We start from the raw sequence: 25,159 nt of genomic DNA on the forward strand, positions 1-25,159 counted from the left end.
ATGGCGATCGGCCTGACACCCGACCGGTTCGGTCGTGACCCCAACCCGGTTTTCATGAAGATTCTTCAGGACGCGGGTGAGCCCCTGACCGCGAAGAAGGTCATCGACGCGGTGGCCGCGGAAGGAGTCGCGAGAACGGTCGTGAGCTCCAAGTGGGCCACGTTCCAGAAGACCGTGGTCAAGTTCCACCCGAACATCCACCTCCCGGGTCGGGGGCTCTACGAGTGGCGCGCCGACCCCGTCGCGCCGGAGGCCGCCCTCACCCGCCTGGTCGACCTGTTCGCCACGGCGAACAAGGTCAAGGTGCCGCTGCGCGACGCGCTGGTGGCCGTCGTCCGGGCCGGGTTCGGCGGCCGCGCCGCCCCTCAGGGGGACGACGCGAAGGTCCGGGTCGCGCAGGAGCGGCAGTTCAAACTCGACGCGCTGCAGGCGGTCGCCGAACTCGCCGGCGAGGTGGAGGAGCTCGCCTACGACAGCGGCGACCCCGAACTGATCGTCGAACGGCTCCGGGTGCGGGTGCGCACGGCGCCGCTCGAGCAGCTCGGCGCGCCCGGCGACGAGGCGAAGTTCGACCCCGCCCACCACGAGGCGACAGGACCGCGGCCGGCCGACGGCGCCGCGGTCACGATCGTGCGCCCCGGGTACGCGTGGCAGGAGAACGGCGCACCGGTCGTGCTGCGCAGGGCCCTGGTGGTCGCGGACTAGGAGGGCACCGGCATGGCCAGACACCGTCCCCCGGCGGTCGGGCTCGACTTCGGGACGACCACCTCGCTCGTGGCCCGCCGCAAAGGGTCCGAGCCGCTCGACCTGCTGCCGATCGGCATGACCCGACGGTGGCTGCCGTCGCTGGCCGGCCGGCAGGACGGGCACCTGGTGGTCGGCGAGGACGCCGACACCCTGTCGACCACGAACGTGATCCGGTCGATCAAACGCGCGATCACGTTCGACCAGTCGACGGTCACGCTGGGCTCGGGCGAGAAGCTGTCGCGCGACGAGGTCGTCGTGGCGCTGCTCCGCACGATCGCCGAGCGGTCCGCGGAGCGGGGGCTGCCGCTGGGCCGCCAACGCGACCTGCGGATCGGGTGCCCGGCAATGTGGCGCCGGGAGCAGCGGCACCTGCTGCTCGACCTGGTGCGCGAGGCCGGCATCGACGTCGACGCCGCGAACCTGGTCGAGGAGCCGGTGGCCGCGGGCCTGGCGTGGCTGGGCAGCGGCGCGATCGACGCCACGCGGGTCGGCGGCCGGCTGCTCGTCTTCGACATGGGCGGCGGCACGCTCGACATCGCCGTGCTCGACATCGAACCGGGCGATCCGCCGTCGGTGCGGGTGCTCACCTCGGCCGGCATGCCGGCGGCCGGCGACGCGCTCGACGAGGCGATCGCCGAGGACCTCACCGCCGAGCTCGGCAAGCAGGGCGTCGACATCCTGGCGCTGAAGCGGCCGGACGCCGCGCGCGACAACATCCTGGAGCAGGCGCGCGAGGCGAAGGTGCTGCTGTCGACCGAGGAGCGGGCGCGGGTGGTGTTCCGCCGGGTCGTCTTCGGCGCCCAGATCCCGCCGGTGAGCTACGACCGCGAGCGGCTCGACGAGGTGTTCCGGCCGCAGCTCGAACACGCGGAACAGAAGCTGTGGGACGCGCTGCGCCTGGCCCGGCTCACCCACGTGCGCAACAGTTCGGTGAGCACGATCCTCAAGACGCCGCTCGACGACCTCGCCGCCGATGTCGACCACGTGCTGCTCGCCGGCGGCATGAGCCGGATCCCGGCGGTGCGGCGCCGGCTGGCGGAGCTTCTGCCGAACGCCACCATCCACGACTCGGTGGGGGTCGCCGCCGACGAGACGGTGGTGGCCGGCCTCGCCGACACCGGTGAGGCCGACCCGATCAACCTGTACCGCCCGTGCTTCGACTTCACGCTCTTCTGGGACGGCGACGGCCGGTTCCCCCTGTACGAGGCGTACACGCCGCTGTTCGAGACGTACCAGCTGGCCAGCATGAACGAGCCCAGCTACGTGATCCGGGCCGGACACCGGCAGGGCGTGCCGCAGCAGCGGCAGGGCGAGCTGCGGGTGTTCAGCTCGACCGGCGTGCCGGTCAACATCGAGCGGTTCGGCAGGGACGGCACGGTGCAGGACGTCCTGGAGAAGCTGCCGGTGAAGTTCGGCCACCGCGACGTGACGTTCCGTCTCTACACCGACGGCCGGGTGATCGTGATGGACGGCGCCGGGCACAGCCACACCCTGCGGGTGGAGCCGTGGCCGGTGATCGAGGGCGCCGGCAGCCGCCCCGCGGACCAACCGGTACCCGAGCCGACGGTCCCCTACCCGTTCAACAAGCCGTAGCTACCCTGGGCACGTGTACGTGCCCTGGGTGCCGCCGGTCCTGTACGCCGCGGTGTTCGCGGCCGGCCTGTACGCGGACGCCGCGGGGCTGGGTGACACCCGGCCGGTGCCGTTCGTCGGCGGGCTGATCCTTCTCCTCGCGGTCGACCTGGTCGAGCGCCGGCGGCCGCCCCACCCGTCGCGTGCCCTGGCGGCGCTGCTGCTCGCGGCGCGGGTCGCGCTGTACCTGGTGGTGGTGGCCGCCGACGGGTCCGGGGTGTCGAAGGCGCTGTTCGTGCTCGTGCCGCTCACGGCCTACTTCGCGTTCGGGCGGGTCGCCAGCGTCGTGAGCGCCGTCGCCTGTCTCGGGGCGCTCGTGGTGGCGTTCGCCGTCACGGTGCCGCGGTGGTGGACCGACCTCGAGCGGGTGTCGGACCTGCTCATGTTCGGGCTCGGCCTGGTGCTCGCGATCACGATGGCGGCGGTGGCCGTCGAGGAGCGGCGGCAGGCCGCCGAGGTCGCCGCGCTGTCGGGCGCCGCGGAGCGCAACCGGCTCGCCCGCGACATCCACGACGGGCTCGGCCACCGGCTCACCGAGTCGGCGATCCTCATCGAACAGGCACAGGCCTTCCGGGGCCACGACCCGGCCGCCGCCGACCGCGCGCTGGTCGAGGCGCACCGGGCCGTGCGTCAGGCATTGGACGAGGTACGCCAGTCGGTGCGGGCCCTCCATGAGGCGGACTTCAACCTGTCGTCGGCGGTGGCGGGGCTGAGCGGCGGGAGCGTGTCGGTCGACGTCTCGGGTCTGGAGCACGGGCACCCGCTGCCCGTGCTGACCGCCGTCTACCGGGCGGCGCAGGAGGGCATCACCAACGCCCGCCGGCACGCCGGCGCCGACAGCATCACCGTGCGGCTCGCGTTCGCGCCCGACGCGGTGACGCTCGTCGTCGCCGACGACGGCTGCGGCTTCGTCCCCGACGCGCCCGGCTTCGGGCTGACCGGCATGCGCGAGCGCATCCGCGAGGTCGGCGGCGACGTCGCCGTCGACAGCAGCCCCGGCGCGGGAACCCGCGTGACCGTGAGCGTGCCGGCATGACCGACCCGGAGGTGCGGGTGCTCGTCGTCGACGACCAGCGGCTCATTCGCGACGGCATCGCCTCGCTGCTCGGTCTGCAACCGGGCATCACCGTGGTCGGCACCGCCGCCAACGGCCGCGAGGCGGTCGAACAGGCCGTGACGCTGCGACCGGACGTGGTGCTGATGGACGTCCGGATGCCCGAGGTCGACGGCATCGCCGCGCTGGAGACGATCCGGCGCCGGGCACCCGACTGCCGCGTGGTGATGCTGACGACGTTCGACGACGAGGAGTACGTGGTGCCGGCGATGCGCGCCGGTGCCACCGGCTACCTGTTGAAGGACCTGCCCGCCCGGGAGCTCGCGGGCGCGGTGCGCATGGCCCACGCGGGAGTGTCCCAACTGGACCCGGCGGCGGCCGCACGGATGACGGCCGCGCTCACGCGGTCCACTGTGGACAGTGCGGCGACGGCCGGGCAGCCGCTGACGGCGCGCGAGCTCGACGTGCTGCGGCTCATCGCCCGCGGCGCGACCAACCGCGAGATCGCGACGCGGCTGCACGTCAGCGAGGGCACCGTGAAGAACCACATCTCGCGGATCCTCACCCGGTTCGGGCTGCGCGACCGCACCCAGGCCGCGCTGTATGCGCGCGAGCACGATCTGCTGTAGCGGCACATGACCTCCGGCCACCGGGTTGGCCGATCGGCACTGCCGCGTCGGACCTTGCGGCTCCTACCGTCGCGCCATGATGCTGCAACGTTTCGGTGCTGGGTGCGGGGTCGTGCTGGGGCTGTCGATCGGGGTGCCCGGCGCGGTGGAGGCGTTCACCGGTGAGACCACCGCGACCAGCCTGGTGATCGGGCTCGGCGCGGCGTTCGGTCCGCCCGCGCTCACCGCGTTCTTTCTGGTGCCGGGCAACGGATCCGGCCGCTTCCGGTCGGTGGCGTACGGGCTCAACGCGATCGGGCTCGGCCTCTTCAGCGGGGTGGCGTTCGCGCTGAACCTGGTGCTGTTCTTCCTCTCCGAGGCCGTGGTCGAGGACGTGCTCGCCGGCCCGACCGGCGCGGTGGTGCGGCTGTCGGCGCTCGTGTTCGTCGTCGGCACGGTCCTGTTCGGGGCGACGATGATCCGCGACCGCGCGTTCCCGTCGGTGCCGGCGTGGGGCTACACCGTGTCGCTGCCCCTGCTCGCCCTGCTGGCGCCGCTCGACGACTCGCCGCTGACCAGTGCCGTGCACGTGGTGGCCGCGGCCTCGCTGATCTGGCTCTCGGCGACGGCGGCTTCGCGGCGTACCTTGGTGCCTGCATGAAACTCCTCCTGCCGGCCCGGGCGACCAACCTCGCGCTGCTCGCCGCGCTGGCGGTCGTGTTCGCCACCGGTGCGGGCGCGGTCGCCAGCGGTACCGCCGCGGGCCGGTGGGTGGTGATCGGGCACGGCGCCGCCGGTCTCCTCGTGGTGCTGCTCGTTCCGGCGAAGCTGCGGGTGGTCCGGGCCGGGCTGCGGGCCGCCCGGCGCACGCGGTGGCTGTCGCTGGCGTTGGCGGCGTTCGTCGTGGCGGTGCTGCTGCTCGGGTTCGGCTACAGCACCGGGTTTCTGCGCACGGTCGGCGGGCTCGACGCGCTGTGGCTGCACATCGCGCTCGCGCTGGCGCTCGTACCGGTGCTGCTGTGGCACCTGGTCGCGCGCTTCGTGCGTCCCCGGAGAGCGGACCTGTCCCGGCGGACCGCGCTCCGCACGGGCCTCCTGGTCGGCGGCGCCGCCGGCCTCTACGCGGCGACCGCCGGCGCTGTCGAGGCGACCGGCGCGCCAGGCGCCCGACGCCGCTTCACCGGCTCGTACGAGCGCGGGTCGTTCCGACCCGCCGAGATGCCGAACACGATCTGGCTCAACGACACGGCACCGCCCGTCGACCCCGGCACCTGGCGCCTCACCGTCACCGTCACCGGCGTGGCATATCCGCTGACCGACCTCAGTGGACGGTCGGTGACCCGGCGCGCCCTCCTCGACTGCACCTCCGGCTGGTACGCCGAGCAGGACTGGCAAGGCGTGCCGCTGCGGGACCTCATGGGTCGGGTCGGTGACGCCCGGAGCGTGGTGGTCCGGTCGCGGACCGGATACGCCGTGCGGTTCCCGGTCGACGACCTCGACACGTTGTTCGTGGCGGTCGGGGTGGGCGGGCGGCCGCTGTCGCGCGGGCACGGGTTCCCGGCCCGGCTGGTCGCGCCGGGCCGGCGCGGGTTCTGGTGGGTCAAATGGGTCGAGACGGTGGAGCTGTCGGAGGCTCCGTGGTGGTGGCAGTCCCCGTTCCCGCTGACGTGAACGCCGGCGCTGGCGGCGCGACCGGCGGGAGCGGCGTCGGCGCTGGCGGCGCCGACGCCTCCTCCTCCGGAGGGCCGAACACCGGTGGTGCGAGCTCCCGCTCCGCCTCCGGCGTCCCCCGTCGCAGCTTCCTCCGCACGGCGACCCAGCCGGCCCCCGCCGCGAACGCCGCCACCGCGACCACCTTCAGCACCTTGCCGGTGAAGAGCAGCTTCGCGACGAACCCACCGACCGGCGAGAACACGAACGACCAGATCGGGTCCCACTGCCACCAGACGAGCAGGCCCACTCCCGCGATGGCCGCCACCACGGCGACCGCCGTCACCCACTTCTTCATGCGAACCACGCTAGGGCGGAAGGCATCCACGGTCGTCGTGCTCGGGCACGTTTCCGACACCCACCCACGGGTCTACCCGTTGCGCGCCGTCTCGGGTCCGGTGACGCGGCGCAGCAGCGGAAGCGTCGACGCGATGATCGCCAGGGACGCCAGGAGGCCGGCGGCCACGATCACGTAGTAGGCGGGCTCCGGTGCCACCAGGGAGTACTCGAACTGCGACGTCAGGAACAGGTGTGCCGCCAGGAACCCGCCACCCGTGGCGAGCGCCGCCACCACCAGCAGCGGCACCGCGCTCTCCAGCACGACGACCCGCCGCAGCACCGCCATCTGCACCCCGGCCAGCCGCAGCAGGCTGAACGGCCGCTTCCGCTCGCCGATCCCGCCCGCGACGCTCACCGCGAGGCTGCACCCGGCGATCGCCAGGCTCGCGACGATCACGACGTCGGCCAGCCGCTGCCACTGCACCAGCGTGCTGGTGAAGTCGCTCTCCCACTCCCGCGCCGTGTTCGCGGGCCTGACCAGCGGAAACTCGGTGGCAAGCCGGGTACGGGCCTGCTCCAGCGCGGTCACCGAGCCGTTCGTCTCGACCACGACGGACAGCACCGGAAGGCGCGCCACGTCGTCGGGTGACAACTCGGCGGCCGGCCACGTACCCGCGGCGCGGCCGGCGCGCGCGTCGCGGAAGTCGACCAGGCCGTCGAAGACCGACGCCACCCGCGCGCCGGGCTCGCACCGGCCGAGCGTGGGCCGGTCGGCCAGGTCGGCGCACGGCACGAGGCCCGGCAGGTCGGCGCCGTTCGGACCGAAGTCCGGGTTCTCGTGGACCACCACCACGCCGCGCACGCCCGGGATGGCGCGCAGGTCGGCGGAGAGTCCGGCGCGCGGGAACCGGTCCACGGGAACCGGCTCGTCCCAGAACGACTGTGCCAGCACGGTGGCCTGCGCAGGGCCGCCCGCGCCCGGGCCGCGCTCGGCGACGATCGTCGTGATGACCCCGGTGGCCACGCTCGTGACGAACAGCGCCAGCATCAGCCCGCTGACCGCCCGGAACCCGGCCCGCGGATCGTCGGCGAGGCGACGCGCGGCGATCAGCGTCGCCGGCCGTCCCGACCGCAGGGCGAGCAGCCGCGAACCGACCATCGTCAGCCACGGACCGGCCATCACCAGGCCGACCATCATCAGCAGCATCCCGGAGATGTAGGCGAGGATCTGCCCGTCGGAGGTCGCCGGGCGGCGGCCGATGAAGTACGCCAGTTCGGCGACGCCCAGCAGAAGCGGAATGAGGCGCCAGGCCCGCGGTGGTCGCGGCGTCACGCGCCTCACCACGCCGAGTGGTGAGATGTGGACCCGTCTGAGCGCGACCCGGGCCGCGAGCGCGGCGAGCAGCGGGACGCCGAGCGCGACCACGACCACGTCGAGCGGTTCGAGCACCACGTCGGCCGGGTGGAACCGCTCGAACGTGAACGAGATCTCCGACAGCGCCGGCCGGACCGCGAGGTACAGCCCGAAGCCGAGGATCGTGCCGAGAACGGCCGAGGTGGTCGACTCCACCGCCGAGATCGCCGAGATCTGCCGCGGCGTGGCGCCGACCAGCCGCATCGCGGCGAACCGCTGCTCGCGCCGGGCCGCCGACAGGCGTGTGGCGCCGGCGGTGAGCATGAGCAGCGGGAACAGGATCGCCGCGGCGACGATCGCGAGGAGCATCATGACCGCGTCGGGTCCGTTGCCGGCAAAGCAGTCGGCGCAGTCGGCCGGGTCGGTGGCCATGATCGAGCGGACCCGCACCGCCTCCGGCCGGCCCGCCAGCTCGTCGGGCGCGTGCCCCACCACGACGACGAGCGACCCGGGGCTGGGCAGCGCCTCGTCGCCGATCGTGCCGACCTGCCGGCCGGCGTAGCGGTCGGCGAGCTGGTCGGCCGGCTCCGACGCGAGGAGGGCGGCGAGCGCCGGCGACGCGTAGTACTCCCCCGGTCCGGGCAGCCGCGGCAACCCGCGTGGCACCGGCGCACCGGCACCGACCGCGGCGACGTCGACCTGCACGATCCCGCGCCCGTCGTAGCGGTCGTACCGCAGCAGCCACCACAGCGGGCCGTTCTCGTCGGCGGTCGACCCCGCGCCGGTGTTCAGCCAGGCGTACCGGGCGTTCTGCGCCCCGGTCGCGTGGACCGCGGCGACCACCGCCAGCAGCATGCCGACCCCGACCGCCACCGCGGCGGCGATGACGGCCAGCCGCGCGGCCGCCTCCCGCCCGCTGGCCACGGCGAGCCGCAGCCCGAAGCGGATCACGGGAGCACCGCCAGCGACGTGACCCGGCCGTCGCGCACCATCACGTGCCGGTCGGCGTACGCCGCGACCCGCGCCTCGTGCGTCACCAGTACGACCGTGGTCCCCTGCTCCCGGGCCGACGCGACCAGCAGGTCCATCACCTGCTCGCCGGTGAGGGAGTCGAGCGCGCCGGTGGGCTCGTCGGCGAACAGCACCGTCGGCCCGGCCACCAGGCCGCGGGCGAGCGCCACCCGCTGCGCCTGGCCGCCGGACAGCTCGCCCGACCGGCGGCGCTCCAGTCCGTCCAATCCGAGCCGACCGAACCAGGGTGACGCCGCCGCGAGCGCCTTCGCCCGACGGACGCCGGCGAGGAGTAGCGGCAGCGCGACATTCTCCGCGGCGGTGAGCTCCGGCACGAGCTGGCCGAACTGGAACACGAACCCGAAGCGGTCACGCCGCAGCGCGCTGCGCTCGTTCTCGCCGAGCGTGTCGACGCGCCGCCCGTCGACGTGGATCTCGCCTCCGTCGGGGACGAGGATGCCGGCCAGGCAGTGCAGCAGGGTCGACTTGCCCGACCCGCTGGGCCCCATCACCGCGACGATCTCTCCCCGCTCCACCGCGAGGTCGGCGCCGCGCAGGGCCGGGGTCTCGCCGAAGGACAGCGTGACGTTCCTGGCTTCGATCATTTCTTGACCGCCGTTCGGAGGGCATCCAGCCGCGCGACGGTGAGGTCGATCCAGCGGAGGTCCGCCTCCAGGTGGAACAGGCCGTGGTCGGCGAGCAGGGCGTCGACGAGCTCGCCCGTGCGCTTGAGCTCGGTGAGGTCGCGCATGCGCAGCAGGTGCGCGTTGCGCTGCGCGTCGAGGTACTCCTCCGCCGGACGGCCGAGCATCAGGGCCAGCACGACCTTGGAGAACAGCACGGTCTGCAGGTGCGGCTCCGGCTCGACCGGCTCGGCCAGCCACGTACCGACCTCGGTGGCGCCGACGTCGGTGATCACGTAGCGCTTGCGTTCGGGTCCCTCGCCGGGCTCGACCTCGCCGATGACGACCTTGCCGTCACGGGCGAGCCGCCCGAGCGTGGCGTAGACCTGGCCGAAGGGCAGCGGCTTCCCCCGCCCGAAGTAGGCGTCGTAGTCGCGCTTGAGGTCGTACCCGTGGCTGGGCTCCCGCTCGAGCAGGCCGAGAAGGGTGAGAGGAACACTCATGCCTGGCACCATACTCTGAGGGTATACGCCGCGTATATATCCCCAGCGAACAATCCTGCGGCCCTGTGCGCCCGCCGTGTACGCGGCCCCCCGCACACGCCGCCCCACACACACCGCCCCACACACGCCCCCACACACACGCCGATCTTGCAGTTGTGGCCGCCCCTATGTCGCGCTATCTACGGCTTTGTCGGGGGCCACAACTGCAAGATCGGCGCGCGAGCAAGGCGCGGGGGCGCGAGGAGGGCGCGGCGCGCGGCACTCGGGGCGCGGGCGCCCAGCGCGCGAAGACCGCGCTGGGTCAGGGGGACTCGACGGCGGCTATGCGGTACTTCTGGACGGTGGCGCTGCGGATCTCCGGGGCGTCGTCCGGCGGTGGCGGGCCGCCGCTCGTGCGGAAGGCGTGGAGGTTGTCGTCCGAGTCCCAGCGTTCGTATACGTTGATGCGGGCCGGGTCGACCGGGTCGGGTGCCTGGACGAAGTCGAGGCAGCCGGGGGCCTTGCGGGCCATCGGCACGACGTCGGCGAAGATCTCCAGGTATTGGTCGCGGTCGGCGGGGTCCACGGTGAGCGAACCGGCGATGATGATCATTCGGCGTCCTTTCGGAGGATCTCGCGGGCGTCCATGAGGGCCTTGCCCAGCAGGTTCAGGCCCAGCCACCGGGCGGGGTCCGCGGCGCGCTCGTCGTCGGCCGCGAGGCCGATGCCCCACACCCGGTCGAGCGGGCTCGCCTCGACCAGCACGCGGTCACCCGTACCCAGGAGGAACCTCCGGAGATCGTCGTTCTGGCCGAACTTCGCCACGCTGCCGGCGACCACGATGTCGTAGCGGGCGGCCACCCACCGGTCCTCGTCGAAGCTCCGCACCAGGCGGCCCAGCGTCTTGGCCTCGTTGGGGTGCCGCACCCCCAGGATGCGGTCGGCCGTTTCGGTGTCGCCGAACAGCCGCGCCTTGTGCCACATCATGTAGTGCTCAGCGGTCGCGAACGTGACGCCGTCGACGGTGAACGGCGACGGCCACCACTGGCTGAGGCAGCTGGCGGTGATGCTGCCGTCGCGCGCGGGCTGGTGGCCCCAGAAGAACAGGTATTTCACCGCCCCAGGTTAGGCCTCGTCCTGCCGATGATCGGCGGCCCGCGCCGGCACAGACGACCGGCGGGCGCTGCCGAGGCCTGCGTCGATCTTGCGGTTGTGGCCGCCCTCAAAACATGACATTCCGCAAATAGGGGCGGCCACCACTGCAAGATCGGCGGAGAGGGGGGTCACGCGCCGCCCATGCCCGACGTGGTGACGCCCTGCACCAGCATCCGCTGGAACACGAGGAAGAACAGCCCGATCGGCAGCAGCGTGAGCACCGACATCGCGAACATCGCGCCGTACGACGTCTCGCTGGTCTGGTCGATGTAGAGCCGCAGCGCCAGCGGCAACGTGTACTTCGCCGGGGTGCTCAGGTAGATCAGCTGCGACAGGAAGTCGTTCCAGGTCCAGATGAACGTGAAGATCCCGGTGGTGACGAGCGCGGGCCGCGTCAGCGGTAGCACCACGTACCCGAACGTGCGGATCGGGCCGCAGCCGTCGATGCGGGCGGCGTCGGCCAGTTCGTCGGGCAGGCCGCGCATGAACTGCACGATGAGGAAGATGAAGAACGCGTCGGTGGCGAGGAACTTGGGCAGTGCCAACGGCCAGAACGTGTCGATCATGTCGAGCTCGTTGAAGATGGTGTACTGCGGGATCAGCACCACGTGCGCCGGCAGCATGATGGTCGCGAGCATCACGGCGAACAGCACCTTGCGCAGCCGGAACCGCAGGCGCGCGAACGCGTACGCGGCGAGCGTGCACGAGACCAGGTTGCCCGCCACCGCGAGCACCGACACGATCACCGAGTTGGCGAAGAACCGCCACGCCGACACGCCACCCGAGCCGGCGAGCGCGTCGCTGTAGTTCCCGAAGACCACGCGGCGGGGCAGCAGCGACAGGCTCTGCAGGATCTCGTCGACCGGTTTGAACGACATCGACACGAGCCACACGACCGGGTACAGCAGCACGGCGAGCAGCGCCAGACACGCGACGTGCCAGAGGATCCGGCGTGGACGCGCGATCCGTCGACGCCTGTGTAGAACGGCCGTCACCTGTCGCCCCCCGCGTAGAAGACCCACGACCGCGACGTGCGGAACAGCAGCGCCGTCACCAGAGCGATCACGAGCAGCAGCACCCAGGCCATCGCCGACGCGTAGCCCATCCGGAAGTCGGTGAAGCCGCGCTGGTACAGGTACAGCGTGTAGAACAGCGTCGAGTCGCTCGGCCCGCCGCGCCCGCCGCTCACGATGAACGCGGGCGTGAACGCCTGGAACGCGTGGATGGTCTCCAGCACCAGGTTGAACAGGATCACCGGCGACAGCATCGGGATGGTGATCGACCGGAACGAGTGCCACCACCCGGCGCCGTCGATCGCGGCCGCGTCGTACAGTTCCGGCGGGATCTGCTTGAGACCGGCCAGGAAAATCACCATCGGCGCGCCGAACTGCCACACCGCCAGCAGCACGATGGAGTACAACGCATAGGTCGGGTTCGACGTCCAGCCGCCGGTGGTGAGGCCGAACGTGTTGAGCGTGCGGTCCACCGGTCCGCCGTTGTCGAACACGACCCGCCACACCAGCGCCACCGCGACGCTCGCGCCGAGCAGCGACGGCGCGTAGAACGCCGAGCGGTAGAAGCCCTGCAGGCGTCCGCCGTGGTTCAGCAGCAACGCGACCGCGAGCGCCGCGGCCAGTTTCAACGGGACCGAGATGAGCACGTACTTCGCGGTGACCCACACCGACGCCAGGAACCGCGGGTCCTCGGTGAACATCCGCCGGTAGTTCTCGACGCCGATCCACTCCGGCGACGTGAAGAGGTCGTAGTCGGTGAAGCTGAGGTACAGCGAGGCGAGCATCGGCCCGAGGGTGAGCAGCAGGACGCCGGCCACCCACGGCGAGAGGAACAGGTACGCGATCCCGGGGCGTTCGCCGTACCGGTGGTGCTTCCTTCGTTTCTGTTGCCCGGCCGGGCCTTTCGGCCCGGCCGGTCGCGCTTGTGTGATCGTCACCCCGCGAGCGCCTGCTTCGCCTCGTTCATGAACTTGTCCGCCGCGGCCGGGATCGCCGACCGCTGGAACATCACGTCTTCGTAGACGCGCTGGAAGGCCTGCTTCACCGCGCCGGCGCCCTTCGGCGGGGGCGGCGGGGCGTCCTTCAGCTTGGGCAGCACGGCGGTCTCGAACTCGAAGGCCACCTTCGGCGGACCGGTGAGCCCGGAGCCGACGCTCGCCCGGATGTCGCTGTTGACCGGCATGCCGCGCGACGTGCCGAGCACCTTGCCGGCTTCGGCGTCGTTCAGCAGGAAGTCGATCAGCTGGGCGGCTTCCTTCGGGTGCTCCGACTTCGCCGCGATCGAGATGAGCATCGACGGCTTGGCGTACTGCCCGAGGTTGCTGCTGTCACTGGGGAACGGCGAGATCTTCATCTCGCGTCCCATGATCTCCCACGTCTTCGGAGTGAGGCCGGAGTCGTAGCCGAAGCCCGACGACGCGGTCTTCTGCGTCACGGGGTCGTTCGCCTGCGAACCGTCCAGTTTGGACGTGACGTCGGCCTGGGTGGCCGCGCCGCTCTTGCGGAGCTTGTCGGCCAGCTCCCAGTACTTCTGGACGTCGCCGGAGGTGTAGCCGATCTTGCCGTCGTCGGTGTACAGGCTCTTGCCCTGCTGGCGCAGCCAGACCTCGAACCAGTCCTCGATCGGTCCGAAGTCGACGACGCCGCGCACCTTGTTGGCGGTGGTCTGGCTGACCTTCGTGGCCGACGCCTCCAGGTCGGCCCAGGTCCAGCCGTCCTTCGGCGGAGCGGCGCCGGCGGCCTGCCAGGCGGCCGGGTCGTAGGTGAACGTCTGGGTGTTCTGGCCCATCGGCACCGAGTACAGCTTGCCGCCGACCGTGCCGCCCTTCAGCAGGCTCGGTGCGAACTTCGAGTTGTCGACCTTCGCTCCGGCGGTGCCGAACTCGCGCAGCACGTTGCGGTCGGCGTACTCGCGCACGTACCGGTAGTCCATCTGCAGCACGTCGGGCGCGCCGCCGCCGGCGATGTCGGTGGCCAGCTTCTGGAAGTAGGCGTTGAACTCCGAGAAGGAGGTCTCCACCTTGATGTTCGTGTACCTGGCCTCGAACAGGTCGATGGCCTTCTCGGTGAGCTCGGCCCGGTCGGCGTTGCCCCACCAGGTGAAGCGCAGGGTGACGGGGCCTCCGTCGCTGCCGCCGTCGTCGTCACCGCAGGCGACCGCGGTGCTCGCGACGAGCGTCAACGCAATGACAGCTGCAAATCTGGACGCCCAGCGTGCGGCGTGCCGCATGGCATTCCTCCACGAACGTGCGGTCGGCGGTGGGCAGTTCGGTTGTGAGCGCTCACCGAGGCAGGTAAGCGCTTTCCTCACGGTGCGATGGGGTATTGAAACATTTCAAGTCATCCGCTTGGAGGGAAGCTAGACCGGTTCCGGAGGGCCTGTCAAGGATCCCGGGTTGCGGTTGCGCGGCAGCTGCGGGTCGTGGCAAAGTTTGGCTGACCTCCCAACTAAGTGCCTTGTCATCCGCTGCCCACCCACGCAGAGGAGACAGGCATGCCCGGATCCCGGGCCCGGCGGGCGCTCAGCGCGTCCTGTGTCGGGCTTCTGTTCGGCGCGCTCGCGGTCGCGATGCCCTCGCCCGCGAACGCCGCGCCTTCCGTCGAACCGCAGCTCGTGACGAGCGTCGACGTCAGCTCCGGCGGCACCGGCGCCCGGTTCCTGCTCGGCGACGTGTCCGGCGACGGCCGCCTCGACCTGGTGACGATGCAGCCGACGTACTCGGCCGACGACCGGTACATCGGCCGCCAGGTGCAGGCGCTCACCGCGTACGACCTGAGCGGCGCGCAGCTGTGGCAGATCGGCACGCCGGACCCGCGCGTCACCAACAACGGCACCGACATCCCCGCCGAGATCTACGACATCGACGCCGACGGCGACAACGACGTGCTCGCGGTCATGTCCGACGAGTTCCGCATCTTCGACGGCGCCACCGGCACCCTGCTGCGGGCGTTCCCGCTGCCGCACCCCGAGGCGCACGACACGATCGTCATCGCGAACTTCCGCGGGACCCGCGTGCCGCAGGACATCCTGCTGAAGGACCGCTACAACAACGTCTGGGCGCTCGACGACCAGGGCCGTCTACTGTGGACACACGCCGGGAATCCGGGCCACCGCCCGTATCCGCACGACTTCACCGGCGACGGGCGGCAGGAGCTGATCGCCGGGTACGACATCCTGACCCCCGACGGTCAGGTGCTCTGGACCGCGCCGATGGCCGACCACGCCGACTCCATCGGGGTGGGCGACGTCGACGGTGACGGCGTCGAGGACATCGCGCTCGGCGGTGCCGGCCTCGGCGGCGGAAGCACCAACGTCTACCGCTCCGACGGCTCGCTGCTGTACAGCAACCCCGACGCCGTCGAGGCGCAACAGGTGGCGCTGGGCGACTTCCGTCCGGACCTGCCCGGTCTGGAACTGGCCGGCCTCGACCGCGTCGACCGCACGGCGGCGACGGGCAGGGACGGGCTGTACGTGGTCGGGTCCGACGGCACGACGCTGTGGCAGGAGCAGCGGACCACCCTCGGCTGCTGGGGCACGGTCATGGAGCCGTTGCACAACTGGGACGGCCGCTACGCCGACCACATGCTCGTGTGGAACCGGGGCTGCGGCGAGCCCGCCGGCGTCTTCGACGGCACCGGCACCAGGATCGCGACGTTCCCGGTCGACGGCCGCATGGTGCGCGGCGACCTGTGCGGCGACGACCGCACGGAGGTGGTCGACTACGTGATGGGCGACCGGGCCTACGTGTACGGCACCGGCCCGTGCGACCTGGCCGCCAAGGTGACCGGGCGCCCGCTGCCACAGAGCAAGCGCCTGTACAACTACAGCCGCTACACGGCCGAGGAACGGCCCGCCGACCACGCGTACCGGCGCCACGCCTCGGCGACGTCGGCGACCCACCGCCACCCGGCTCCTGCCGCCAACGACGGCAGGGCGTCGACCACGTGGCAGCCGTCGCGCCACGACCGCTCACCGACGTGGAAGGTCGACCTGGGCGCGGTGCGGGAGCTGACCGGCATCCAGGTCGACTGGGCCGGCCGGACACCCCGGGGCACCCTGACCGTCGAGTCCTCGGTGGACGGTCGCCACTGGGTGAGGGTCCACAGTGGACCCGCCACGGACCGGGCCCTCTTCACCGCGCTGGCCCGCTACGTCCGGGTCACCGTCCCGCGCGGCGCTGCGGTGGCCGACCTGGACCTGCCGGGCACCCGCTGACCGACCCCCTCCCCCGTCGATCTTGCAGTCGTGGCCACCCACAAGTCGCGATATAAGGCGCTTTGTCGGAGGCCACCACTGCAAGATCGGCGCATTGGAGAGGGGAGCGCCCGGCGCGGCGTACGCGGGTCGGCGTGCGCGGGCCGTTACCGTACAGGTGTGCTGGATGATGTTGAATCGCGGCTCGCGGAGCTCAGGGGGCCGGTGCGTCCGCGGCGGCACAACGCGCGCACGATCGCCGCGCTCACCAGTAACCCGGGGTGCAAGCGGCGTGCCGTGCTCGACGCTGCGGGCATCGACAAGTCGGCACTGGCCACGGCCGTCGAGTTCCCGGCCGCGTACGGACAGTCACAGTTCGCGATCACCCGGGGCAACGCGTTCGAGGCGCGCATGAAGGCCGACGGCTGCGCCGAGCTGCTCCAGCTGCTGCGCGACACGCTGGGCCTCGACCTGCCCGACGACGTCACCTACACCGACCTCGACGACGTCGGCGACGACCAGGACCTCCGGCACGCCCACGCCCGCACCCACCTGACCAGCCCGGACGGTGGCGCGGCGCTGTACGACCACCCGCTGCTGAAGCTGCGCGTCGGCGGGCAGGACGTGTTCCTCGAGCCCGACCTCGTCGCGTTCCAGCACGACGGCAGGTACCACGTGGTCGAGATCAAGTCGTTCCCGGTGATCGACCGGCAGGCCGACCCGGCCAAGGTCGCCGCGGCGGCCACCCAGGCGGCCGTCTACGTGCTGGCGCTGCGCCGGCTGCTCGGCGACCCCGCCGCTGTCGCGCACGAGATCGTGCTGGTCTGCCCGGCCGACTTCGGCAGCCGCCCGGTGGCGGTGAAGGTCGACGTGCGGCGGCAGCTGTCGGTGCTGGAGCACCAGCTGGCCCGGATGGTGCGGGTCGACCGGATCCTCGCCGAACTGCCCACCGACCTCACGTTCCGGCTGGACCTGAACCGGTCGGCCGGCGAGCTGGGTGCGGCGGTCGGCGCGGTCGAGCCGTGCTATTCGCCGTCGTGCCTGTCGAGCTGTGAGCTCGCGTTCTTCTGCCGGCACGAGGGGCGGCGCAGCACCGCGTCGCTCGGCACGAACGTGCGGGAGGACCTCGGCGGCGTCGAGACCATCGACGAGGTGCTCGCGATCGCGGAGGGTGCCGACGACGGCTCCGAGGTCGCGGCGATGATCCGCAATGTCGCACGGGTGTACGCGGAGTCGCGCGCCACATGAGTCCCGTCGCGTCGTACGCGCGGGTGCTGGCGGCCGCGGCCGGCGTCGCGCAGCCGATCGCGACCGTGCGGCACGTCCACCTCGCGCCGCGCCCCCTGGTCCTCGTGCCGCTCGCGCTCGCCGGCGAGGCGAACGCGCCGCTGGCCGCGCTCGTCGGCACGCACCCCGACGACCCGACGCTGCTCGTGGTCCCCCAGCCGCGCGACCGCGACCTGCGCTTCGACTTCCTCACCGAACTCGCGGCGGTCGTGCTGCCGTACATCCAGGGCTACTGCTACGACATCGAGCACGTGAAGGGGCGCGACCGCTACACCAACGCGCCGCAGTTCCTCGTGCCCAACGCGTCCGGTATCCGGTTCCTCGGGCTGCTGGGCCGGTCGACCCGCTTCCGCCGGACCGACGGCGACTACCCGGTGCCGCCGACGATCCCGTTGCTGGGACGGTGGTTGACGTTCGCCGCCGAGCGCGCCGAGCACCCCGGCAGCGCCATCCTGCTCGCGATGACCGACGTGCTCACCACCCACTGGGCCACCGGACAGAGCGCGCTGGAGGACGCGAACCTCGCCGCCCTGCTCGGATGGGTCGACCCGCCCGACGGGCTCACCGGCGTCGAGGCCGCCCGCCTCGCGGAGGACCCGGCGGTGTACCCGCCGGCCGGACCGGCCACCGACCCCGACTTCGACAACAAGGTCCTCGCGCCGGCCGTCCGCGCGTACTCCGACGCCGAACCCGGCTCCACGGAACAGGAACTGGCGCGCAAGACCGTCACCGAGGCGCTGCGCGGCCAGCTCGAACCGACCTGGGACCTCATGTGGCGGGCCGTCCGCCTCCTGCGGGACCTGCCCGCCGGCGCGTCCGTCGCCGAGCGGTGGGCGGCCGACCGCGAGCGCTTCACCGGTCACCACGAGCACATCACGGGCGGAGGGCTGCCGCAGGGACGGCGTGACGGCGCGGTCGCGTCGGCCCAGCGCCTCAACCGGCTGGAGAACGAGCTGGCCGCCCACGAGGCGGCGCGCGCCTTCGACGACCCGTTGGTGATGGCCGGTCACCGCGCCACCGGTGCGGCGTTCACGGCCACCGTCCTGGCGGTCGACCCGGCGCGGCGCCGGCCGAACAGCAAGGGGACGCTCGTGACGCGTCCCCTCGTGACCGTCGTGACCCGCGACCCGGTGCACCTCTCCCCCGGCTCGACCGTGGTCGCCGCCAGCCGCCGCAATCAGACCGCGACCGTCGAGGGTGTCGTACCCGACGGGGGCAACGCCATCGTGACGCTGGAGCTGAGCAGCGGCTTCGGCCGGGCGAAGGTGCCGCCGCCGACCGCGCTGCCCGCGCCCGGTGAGGAGCTGTGCTACAGCAGCGTCGTCGCCACGAACGTCCCGACGCCGCCGCTGCCCGAACCCGACGAGACCCCGTGGACCCACGGCGGCCCACCGCAGATCGAGGGCCTGTGAACGCGACCGCCTCCGCGGGCGCGGAGGCCGAACGGGTCACGACGGAGATCCTCGACGACCTGCTCGCCAGGCGGCACCTCGGTATCGTCGTCGACTCCCCGCCCGGTGCGGGCAAGTCGACGCTCGTCGTGCGTGCCGCCAGGACGCTCGTCGCCACCGGTGAGCCGGTGATGATCGTGGCGCAGACCAACGAACAGGTCGACGACCTCGTGGTGCGCCTCGCCGGCGCCGACCTCGGCACCGCGCTGATCGGTCGGCTCAGCCGCACCGGATACGTTCCCCCGCCGCGCCTCGACGGCATCGCCAACCTGATGGTGAGCAGCGACGTCGTCGACCTGTCCGCCTGCGCGGTGACGGTCTCGACGTCGGCCAAGTGGGCGCACGTGAAGGACCGCACGTGGCCGTGGGCGATCGTCGACGAGGCGTACCAGATGCGCTCGGACTACCTGCTCGCGATCGCGCGCCGCTTCGAACGGGCCCTGTTCGTCGGCGATCCCGGCCAGCTCGACCCGTTCTCCACCGTGGAGAACGACCGGTGGCGCGGGCTGAGCTGGGACCCGATGCAGAGCGCCGTCGCGGTGCTGCTGCGCAACAACCCGGACCTGCCGGTGCACCGGCTGCCGGTGTCGTGGCGGCTGCCCGCGTCGGCGGAAGCCGTGGTGGCCAAGGCGTTCTACCCGTTCACCGGCTTCCGCGCGGGGTCGGCGCACGTCGACCGCGAACTGCGCTTCACCGCCGGCACCGCGTCCGGAACGACGGTCGACGCGGTGCTCGACGAGGCGGCGGTCTCCGGGTGGGGCCTGTACGAGCTGCCGTCCCGGTACACGATCCGCACCGATCCCGAGGCGGTGCGGGCGGTCGCCGCGATCACCAGGCGGCTGGTCGAGCGGCGGGCGGTGGCCCGCTCCGGCTCCGAGGAGCACGAGGTCACCCCGGACCGGATCGCGGTCGGCGCCGCCCACCGTGACCAGGTCGCGGCGTTGTCGGCCGCCCTGGAGGGGCTGCCGGTGGTCGTCGACACGGCGAACCGCCTGCAGGGCCGCGAGTACGACGTGACGGTGGTGCTGCACCCGCTGTCGGGCCGGCGCGACGCCACCGCGTTCCACCTCGAGGCCGGGCGCCTGTGCGTGCTGACCTCGCGCCACCGTCAGGCCTGCATCGTGGTGGCACGGGCCGGGATCGCCGACCTCCTCGACGCGCACCCGTCGACCGAGCCGGTGCACCTCGACGAACCGGTCAGCTTCCCCGACGGGTGGGCGGCCAACCAGACCGTGCTCGCGCACCTGGCCGACCACCGCGTGGTCGCCCGGGACGAGGCTTAACCGCCGCACCCTCCGCAGCCGCCGCACCCGGCGCCGCACGCGCCCGTCGCGGGGCTCTCGGCCGCCGGTTCCGGCACGCGGAGCGCGGTGGCGAACGCCGGGTCGACCATCCACAACGACACCGTGCCGAACAGGGCGATCGCGAGCACCGCGTCGCGCACGCCGTAGGTGGCCCACGCCGGTCGCTGATCCGGTGCGAGGTGTCCATGGACGCGCAGCGCCTCGTCCAGCGCGGCCCGGCCCGCCGGCGTCAACGCCGGGACCTGGAACAGCCGGGTCGCGAGCACGACCATCGTCACCGGAAGCACGAGGAACAGCACCGCCCGCGACACGTCGACCGCCAGCACGCTGACGAAGAGACAGAACCCGGCCACGGCCACGAACGCCAGCACGGCGGCCTTGGCCCGCACCGTCTCCCGGACCACCGGGGAGACGTGCCAGCCGGCCCGCACCACCTCGGACTCCAGCCGGTCGAGCTCCGCGCTGACCGCGCTGTCGTGGACCACGTAGCCGACCGCGGCCCCACGCTCGACGGCAGCGTGGACGGCCCGCTCCAGCGGCGTGGACCCGGCGGGCGGATCGCCGCTGACGACGAGCCCACCGGACGGATCGAGCCCGACCGCACCCACCATCCGGAGCGCGCCGAGCGCCGCGTCGGCCGCGTGCCGTCGCCCGCCGACGAGGAACGCCATCTGGTGCGGGTCGGGCTCCCCGGCCGCCGCGGCCGGCGACTCCAGCAGCCGGAACCCCGACCGCGCGAACAGGATCGCGAGCAGGGTGAACCCCAGATAGGTCAGAACGACCGGCCAGTCCATCGGCGCCTCCCGATCCATCCACGGTAGCGGGTCAGGTCACACCGCGGGGATCTCCTGCGGGGCACCGCCGGTCAGTAGGGTGGGCCGGTGACCACCAGCTACATCGGCACCGAGGAGGAGCTGCGCGCGCTCGTCGGCGAGCCGGGCCCCGCCGCGCACGCGAAGGTCCTCACGGAGCTCGACGTCCACGCCCGTGACTTCATCGCGCGGTCACGCTTCTGCCTGCTCGGCACGTCCGGCGCCGACGGCTGCGACGTCTCACCGCGCGGTGAGCCCGGTGCCGTCGCGCTGGTGCTCGACGAGAAGACGCTCGTGCTGCCCGACCGGCCGGGTAACAAGCGCGTCGACAGCTTCCGCAACATCCTGCACAACCCGAACGTGGGGCTGCTGTTCCTGATGCCACCGATGTCGGAGACGTTGCGGGTCAACGGACGCGCCCGGCTGGTGCGCGAGGCGCCGTACTTCGCCGACCTCACGGTCGACGGCCGCCCACCGCGGTTCGCGGTCGAGGTCGGCGTCGAGGAGGTGTTCCTGCACTGCGCCAAGGCGTTCCTGCGCTCGCAGCTGTGGGACCCGCAAACCTGGACCGACCGCGACGAGCTACCCCGGGCGGCCCGGATCTGGCGCGACCACGCCCGCCTCGCCCCGTCTGTCGAGGAGCTCGAGGCCGGCCTCGCCAAGGGCTACTCGACCACACTCTACTGAGATGAGCGCGGCCGCCTCGGCGAGGAACCGGTCGGGGTCCCGCGCGAACAACGCGAACACCGAAGGCCTGATGCCGCACAGGATCGCGGCGATCGTGCGCCGCGTCAACGCCGTCGCCCGCGCCAGCACGCCGAGCAGGTCGTAGCGCGCGTCGGGCGCCACCGGCGCCGTCCACGTGCCGGCCGCCGCGCCCACCACCGCGAACGCGCCGTCGCGCTGGGTTCCGGTCCGCACGGTGTAGCGCAGCCGCGCGCGGTCGGCCAGCGCCGCGTCCAGGGCGGCGACGCACCGGGCGACCAGCACGTCCGTGTCGACCTCGACGCGCTCGGTCGGCCGGTCCGCGGCGTCCGTCGCGGTCGGCGCCGGTCGCGCGGCGCGGTGTCCGTCCACAATGGGCGGTAGGGGACGCGCGTTCCCAGGGCCTGGCAGCCGGGAAGCTTCGCGTTGCAACGCCCCCACGAAGTCGGCGTAGCTCTCGCCGGCCACCACGGTGAGCTGGTTGACGTCGGGGTCGCGGACGCGCTCCCCGCGGCTGTCGACCGCCAGCCGCAGCCCGCGCCCGACCTCCTGCCGTCGCGAGACGGTGCTGTCGCTCCGCTTGAGCACGCACAGCACGAACACGTTCGGGTTGTCCCAGCCCTCCCGCAGCGCCGAGTGCGAGAACACGAACCGCACCGGCTCCTCCGGCGACAGCAGCCGTTCCCGGTCGCGCAGGATCAGATGGTAGGCGTCGAGGTCGTCGGTGGTTCCGGTCGAGCGGCGGACCACCGGGTCGACGAGGCGGCCGGTGCGCCGGTCGACGCTGAAGTATCCACTGTGGACACTGGCGACGTCCACGGCCGGGTCCCCCACGGCGGCCCGGTACTCCTCCTCGAACATGCGCAGGTAGAGGCCGCGCCGGTCCTCGCGGCCGTAGTCGCGGTAGTGGCGGACCTCGTCGATGAAGAACAGCGACAACGTCTTGATGCCGCGGCCGGCCAGCTCCCGCTCGCGCTCCAGGTGGGCGCGCACGGTCTCCCGGATCTGCAGGCGGCGCAGCGCGGGACCGGTCTCGCCGTCGGTGGTGACACCGCGCACCGAGATGCGCTTCACCAGCCCCTGCCGGTAGGCCTCCAGCGCGTCGAGCCGGTGCACCAGGTTGTGCTCGGTGCGGTGCGTCGCCGAGTACCGCAGCACGGCCAGCGGGCGGAACGCGGCCAGCGCCAGCCCGGTGCGCCGGCCCTCCAGCCGCTGCGGCTCGTCGAGGACCAGCAGCGGCCGGCACGCCGCGAGCACGTCGATCGGCCGGCGCGACTGGAAGTCGTCGAGCTCCTCGTGGATGCGCCGGCTGTCGGCGCCCGTGGCGTTGAACGCCTGCGCGTTGATCACCATCACGTTGATGCCGGGGTCGGCGGAGAACGTCTCCAGCCGGTGCAGTTCCCGCGACCGGTACGCGAAGAACCGGGCCCGCCGGCCGTAAGCCTCGGCGAAGTGGTCGGCGGTGAGCTCCAGCGACTTCAGCACGCCCTCGCGGATCGCCACCCCCGGCACCACGACGATGAACTTGCCCCACCCGTAGCGCCGGTGCAGCTCGAACACGGTCTTGATGAACACGTACGTCTTGCCGGTGCCGGTCTCCATCTCGACGTCGAGGTTCAGCGGGCCGGCCGCGCTCGGCACCAGCCGGTCCGACCGGAGCAGCCCGCGCGCCTCCTGCACCCGGTGCACGTTCGCCAGCAGGTCCACATCAGACAGTCGCAGCGGCGCGTTGGCCGTCGCGTCGTGACCGTGCGGCTGGCCGGCGAAGCAGTCGGCCACCGCCTCGACGGCGGCGGTCTGGTAGGGCTGGACGGTGAACCGGAACCGCACTCAGACCACCGATACGTCGGTTCCCGGCGACAACCGGGCGAAGACGCGGTCGGTGTTGAGGCGCACCGTGTCGGAGCGGAAGCCGGCCTCGCGGAACACCACCCGGCCCGGCCGGCGCGCGGCCAGTGCGGTCACCATGTCCTCGGTGACCTCCGCGGCGAAGCACGCGACGAGGTCGGCGTCGGGCACCACGAACGTGTCGTCGGCCTCCCGGTGGACCGCCGTCGACAGGTCGACGCCGTGCCGCACCAGCACGTGGAACAGCAGGTCCTCGACGTCGCTGTCGGGCCGCACCGTCGTCGCGAGCGCGGCCAGGTCGGCCTGCCGCACGGTTCCCGGACGCACGGTCACGTCGGCCAGCGGTACCGGCGCGACCCGCAGGCTCCGGAACCCGATGTCGCCGCGCCAGCCCGGGTGCCGCGTGCGGGACGCCAACACCTCGGGCCCGCATTTCCGGATCCGCGTGCGGGCCACGTCGGCGATCGTCCCGGTGCCGGCCGGTTCCGGGTACTGCACCAGGATGAAGCGGCGGTTGCCGCCGTCGGCCTCGTTGGCGCGGAACACCGCGTGCGCGGTGGTCGCGGAGCCGGCGAAGTAGTCGAGCACCAGGTCGTCGCCGCCGGGACGGGTGAAGACCCGCACCAGGTACTCGATGAGGTGCACCGGCTTCGGGTAGCTGAACTCGATGCCCCAGCCGGCGAGCATCCGGCTGTTCTGCTTGGTGGTGCCGAGGTTGCGCAGCACCGACAGCACGTGCCCCTGGTCGCCGGCCCGCCGCTTGTAGCTGTAGACCGCCCCGCTCGCGGTCAGGTCGAACCACGTCTCCCGGCCGCGCGCGTCGGTGATCGGGGTGCATCCGTTGCGGATGAACAGCTCCAGCAGGTTCCGCGAACTCCATCCACTGTGGACCCGCACCGGCGCGACCAGCCGCCCGTCGCGCACCACCACCGGGTCGAGGATGTGCGGGAACCGGTCGGTGCGCGCGTCGATGCCACCCGCGTCGAAGGCCGCCGGGAACCCGGCCGGAAGCTCCACCGTGGACGGTGGGTTCGCCGGCCCGTTCTTGGTGATGGAGTTCTCGATGCGCTCGTTGTACAGCTTGCTGCCGTCGCCGATGTTCGGGTCGATCACCACGGGCCGCGGCAGCCGCGCGAGGTCGCGGGCGTACGCCAGCACGTACTCGTGCACGCCCTTGATGGCGCTCTGCTGGTCGACGTTGCCGTCGTTGAGCCACACGAACTGGCAGACGAAGTTCGCCGCGCCGAACACCTCGTCGCACAGCCGCCGCAGGTTGGCCTGCTCGACGTCGTTGATGGAGATGAGCATGACCCCGTCGGGGCGCAGCAGCGTGCGCGACAGCCGCAGCCGCTGGTAGATCATCGACAGCCAGGTGGAGTGGAACCGGCCGTCGGTCGCGGAGTTGGTGAACAGGTCGCCGGTGCGCTCACGGAACCGCTCCGAGGTCTCGGCGAAGCGGTCGGCGTACACGAAGCGGTCGCTGCCGGTGTTGTAGGGCGGGTCGATGTAGATGAGGCCGACCCGACCGAGGCAGCCTTCCTGAAGAAGTTTCAACGCGTCGAGGTTGTCGCCCTCGATGAACAGGTTCCGCGTGCCGTCGAAGTCGACGCTGTCGGCGCGCGACGGGCTCAGCGTGCGCGCCGTGGGCGCGTTGGCGGCGGCCGCGGCCGCGCTCTTGCCGGGCCAGTCGAGGTGGTACCGCTCGCGCGGCCCGTCGACGGCGCGCTCGCCCAGCTCACGCCGCAGCAGGTCGAGGTCGACGGCGGCGGTGACGGTTCCGTCGGGCGCCGTCGTCTCGACCACGCAACCCGGAAAGAGCTCGCGTATCCGCTCGACGTTGCGGGCGGCCTCGCCGTGCGGCGTTGTCGGCACGGTGCGCACGCCGGATC

At 72.3% G+C, this 25,159-nt stretch carries 23 protein-coding genes; 11 read left to right on the forward strand and 12 right to left on the reverse strand.

Translation table 11 applies throughout. The annotated features are described in order from the left end of the window. The 6 genes from Voc01_RS19670 to Voc01_RS19695 all read left to right on the forward strand — a co-directional run bounded on the left by Voc01_RS19670 (position 1) and on the right by Voc01_RS19695 (position 5,712). Positions 1-705 (forward strand): hypothetical protein, encoded by a 705-nt coding sequence (locus Voc01_RS19670; protein WP_203929036.1) that lies wholly within the window; start codon positions 1-3, stop codon positions 703-705. Between the two features lie 12 nt (positions 706-717). Further along, positions 718-2,340, forward strand: coding sequence for an Hsp70 family protein (locus Voc01_RS19675; RefSeq protein WP_203928929.1), 1,623 nt, complete (start codon positions 718-720; stop codon positions 2,338-2,340). Between the two features lie 13 nt (positions 2,341-2,353). Next, positions 2,354-3,415 (forward strand): sensor histidine kinase, encoded by a 1,062-nt coding sequence (locus Voc01_RS19680; protein WP_203928930.1) that lies wholly within the window; start codon positions 2,354-2,356, stop codon positions 3,413-3,415. Next, a complete protein-coding gene (locus tag Voc01_RS19685; RefSeq protein WP_203928931.1) occupies positions 3,412-4,062 on the forward strand; it encodes a response regulator in 651 nt (216 codons plus the stop codon). Before Voc01_RS19680 ends, Voc01_RS19685 begins: the two co-directional genes overlap by 4 nt. Positions 4,063-4,138: 76 nt before the next feature. Continuing rightward, entirely contained in the window at positions 4,139-4,702 is a 564-nt protein-coding gene (locus Voc01_RS19690; RefSeq protein WP_203928932.1) for a hypothetical protein, read from the forward strand. Next, positions 4,699-5,712 (forward strand): molybdopterin-dependent oxidoreductase, encoded by a 1,014-nt coding sequence (locus Voc01_RS19695; RefSeq protein ID WP_203928933.1) that lies wholly within the window; start codon positions 4,699-4,701, stop codon positions 5,710-5,712. The genes Voc01_RS19690 and Voc01_RS19695 overlap by 4 nt, the downstream gene beginning before the upstream one ends. On the opposite strand, the gene Voc01_RS19700 is transcribed toward Voc01_RS19695, so the two are convergent. The 9 genes from Voc01_RS19700 to Voc01_RS19740 form a co-directional block, all read right to left on the reverse strand. Continuing rightward, positions 5,642-6,049 (reverse strand): hypothetical protein, encoded by a 408-nt coding sequence (locus Voc01_RS19700; RefSeq protein ID WP_203928934.1) that lies wholly within the window; start codon positions 6,047-6,049, stop codon positions 5,642-5,644. The genes Voc01_RS19695 and Voc01_RS19700 overlap by 71 nt on opposite strands. Before the next feature lie 72 nt (positions 6,050-6,121). Continuing rightward, entirely contained in the window at positions 6,122-8,335 is a 2,214-nt protein-coding gene (locus Voc01_RS19705) for an FtsX-like permease family protein (protein WP_203928935.1), read from the reverse strand. Beyond that, positions 8,332-9,000 (reverse strand): ABC transporter ATP-binding protein, encoded by a 669-nt coding sequence (locus Voc01_RS19710; protein ID WP_203928936.1) that lies wholly within the window; start codon positions 8,998-9,000, stop codon positions 8,332-8,334. The genes Voc01_RS19705 and Voc01_RS19710 overlap by 4 nt, the downstream gene beginning before the upstream one ends. Then, positions 8,997-9,521 (reverse strand): PadR family transcriptional regulator, encoded by a 525-nt coding sequence (locus Voc01_RS19715; protein ID WP_203928937.1) that lies wholly within the window; start codon positions 9,519-9,521, stop codon positions 8,997-8,999. The genes Voc01_RS19710 and Voc01_RS19715 overlap by 4 nt, the downstream gene beginning before the upstream one ends. Before the next feature lie 301 nt (positions 9,522-9,822). Then, positions 9,823-10,113, reverse strand: a complete 291-nt coding sequence (locus tag Voc01_RS19720; RefSeq protein ID WP_203928938.1) for a putative quinol monooxygenase — start codon at positions 10,111-10,113, stop codon at positions 9,823-9,825. Continuing rightward, positions 10,110-10,616, reverse strand: a complete 507-nt coding sequence (gene ybiA, locus Voc01_RS19725; RefSeq protein WP_203928939.1) for a riboflavin biosynthesis intermediates N-glycosidase — start codon at positions 10,614-10,616, stop codon at positions 10,110-10,112. The genes Voc01_RS19720 and ybiA overlap by 4 nt, the downstream gene beginning before the upstream one ends. A 167-nt stretch (positions 10,617-10,783) precedes the next feature. Beyond that, the gene (locus tag Voc01_RS19730; RefSeq protein WP_239160325.1) at positions 10,784-11,650 is read right to left on the reverse strand and encodes a carbohydrate ABC transporter permease; all 867 of its coding nucleotides are present in this window, start codon (positions 11,648-11,650) and stop codon (positions 10,784-10,786) included. Beyond that, a complete protein-coding gene (locus tag Voc01_RS19735) occupies positions 11,647-12,606 on the reverse strand; it encodes a carbohydrate ABC transporter permease (RefSeq protein ID WP_239160326.1) in 960 nt (319 codons plus the stop codon). Before Voc01_RS19735 ends, Voc01_RS19730 begins: the two co-directional genes overlap by 4 nt. Continuing rightward, positions 12,603-13,850: an ABC transporter substrate-binding protein gene (locus Voc01_RS19740; protein WP_203928940.1), complete on the reverse strand. Its 1,248-nt coding sequence runs from the start codon at positions 13,848-13,850 to the stop codon at positions 12,603-12,605. Before Voc01_RS19740 ends, Voc01_RS19735 begins: the two co-directional genes overlap by 4 nt. Positions 13,851-14,162: 312 nt before the next feature. Here Voc01_RS19740 and Voc01_RS19745 point away from each other — a divergent pair, with 312 nt between their 5' ends. From Voc01_RS19745 to Voc01_RS19760, 4 genes are all read left to right on the forward strand, one after another. Continuing rightward, the gene (locus tag Voc01_RS19745) at positions 14,163-15,884 is read left to right on the forward strand and encodes a discoidin domain-containing protein (RefSeq protein ID WP_203928941.1); all 1,722 of its coding nucleotides are present in this window, start codon (positions 14,163-14,165) and stop codon (positions 15,882-15,884) included. Positions 15,885-16,043: 159 nt separating this feature from the next. Next, complete coding sequence (locus Voc01_RS19750) at positions 16,044-17,111, forward strand: hypothetical protein (RefSeq protein ID WP_307781578.1); 1,068 nt, start codon at positions 16,044-16,046, stop codon at positions 17,109-17,111. Further along, a complete protein-coding gene (locus Voc01_RS19755; protein ID WP_203928942.1) occupies positions 17,108-18,562 on the forward strand; it encodes a hypothetical protein in 1,455 nt (484 codons plus the stop codon). Before Voc01_RS19750 ends, Voc01_RS19755 begins: the two co-directional genes overlap by 4 nt. Beyond that, positions 18,559-19,884, forward strand: coding sequence for an AAA family ATPase (locus Voc01_RS19760; RefSeq protein WP_203928943.1), 1,326 nt, complete (start codon positions 18,559-18,561; stop codon positions 19,882-19,884). The genes Voc01_RS19755 and Voc01_RS19760 overlap by 4 nt, the downstream gene beginning before the upstream one ends. On the opposite strand, the gene Voc01_RS19765 is transcribed toward Voc01_RS19760, so the two are convergent. Continuing rightward, positions 19,881-20,699, reverse strand: coding sequence for a TIGR04222 domain-containing membrane protein (locus tag Voc01_RS19765; protein WP_203928944.1), 819 nt, complete (start codon positions 20,697-20,699; stop codon positions 19,881-19,883). The two genes, Voc01_RS19760 and Voc01_RS19765, sit on opposite strands and share 4 nt — an antisense overlap. 87 nt (positions 20,700-20,786) lie before the next feature. On the opposite strand from Voc01_RS19765, the gene Voc01_RS19770 reads away from it, so the two are divergent. Further along, complete coding sequence (locus Voc01_RS19770; protein ID WP_203928945.1) at positions 20,787-21,404, forward strand: pyridoxamine 5'-phosphate oxidase family protein; 618 nt, start codon at positions 20,787-20,789, stop codon at positions 21,402-21,404. Here Voc01_RS19770 and Voc01_RS19775 read toward each other — a convergent pair. Both Voc01_RS19775 and Voc01_RS19780 read right to left on the reverse strand, forming a co-directional pair. Further along, on the reverse strand, positions 21,300-23,252 hold the full coding sequence (locus Voc01_RS19775) for a DEAD/DEAH box helicase family protein (RefSeq protein WP_239160327.1): 1,953 nt from the start codon (positions 23,250-23,252) through the stop codon (positions 21,300-21,302). The two genes, Voc01_RS19770 and Voc01_RS19775, sit on opposite strands and share 105 nt — an antisense overlap. Beyond that, positions 23,253-25,151 (reverse strand): site-specific DNA-methyltransferase, encoded by a 1,899-nt coding sequence (locus Voc01_RS19780; RefSeq protein WP_203928946.1) that lies wholly within the window; start codon positions 25,149-25,151, stop codon positions 23,253-23,255. Positions 25,152-25,159: the final 8 nt, after the last annotated feature.

Source organism: Virgisporangium ochraceum, assembly GCF_016863655.1.
In the GTDB taxonomy this organism is placed as follows: Bacteria; Actinomycetota; Actinomycetes; order Mycobacteriales; family Micromonosporaceae; genus Virgisporangium; species Virgisporangium ochraceum.

Excerpts from the sequence above, each read along its gene's own strand:
- Voc01_RS19685 (WP_203928931.1), top strand. The coding sequence starts at position 3,412 with ATGACCGACCCGGAGGTGCGGGTGCTCGTCGTCGACGACCAGCGGCTC.
- Voc01_RS19720 (WP_203928938.1), bottom strand. The coding sequence starts at position 10,113 with ATGATCATCATCGCCGGTTCGCTCACCGTGGACCCCGCCGACCGCGAC.
- Voc01_RS19695 (WP_203928933.1), top strand. The coding sequence starts at position 4,699 with ATGAAACTCCTCCTGCCGGCCCGGGCGACCAACCTCGCGCTGCTCGCC.
- Voc01_RS19745 (WP_203928941.1), top strand. The coding sequence starts at position 14,163 with ATGCCCGGATCCCGGGCCCGGCGGGCGCTCAGCGCGTCCTGTGTCGGG.
- Voc01_RS19755 (WP_203928942.1), top strand. The coding sequence starts at position 17,108 with ATGAGTCCCGTCGCGTCGTACGCGCGGGTGCTGGCGGCCGCGGCCGGC.
- Voc01_RS19675 (WP_203928929.1), top strand. The coding sequence starts at position 718 with ATGGCCAGACACCGTCCCCCGGCGGTCGGGCTCGACTTCGGGACGACC.
- Voc01_RS19710 (WP_203928936.1), bottom strand. The coding sequence starts at position 9,000 with ATGATCGAAGCCAGGAACGTCACGCTGTCCTTCGGCGAGACCCCGGCC.
- Voc01_RS19700 (WP_203928934.1), bottom strand. The coding sequence starts at position 6,049 with ATGAAGAAGTGGGTGACGGCGGTCGCCGTGGTGGCGGCCATCGCGGGA.
- Voc01_RS19690 (WP_203928932.1), top strand. The coding sequence starts at position 4,139 with ATGATGCTGCAACGTTTCGGTGCTGGGTGCGGGGTCGTGCTGGGGCTG.
- Voc01_RS19715 (WP_203928937.1), bottom strand. The coding sequence starts at position 9,521 with ATGAGTGTTCCTCTCACCCTTCTCGGCCTGCTCGAGCGGGAGCCCAGC.
- Voc01_RS19765 (WP_203928944.1), bottom strand. The coding sequence starts at position 20,699 with ATGGACTGGCCGGTCGTTCTGACCTATCTGGGGTTCACCCTGCTCGCG.
- Voc01_RS19670 (WP_203929036.1), top strand. The coding sequence starts at position 1 with ATGGCGATCGGCCTGACACCCGACCGGTTCGGTCGTGACCCCAACCCG.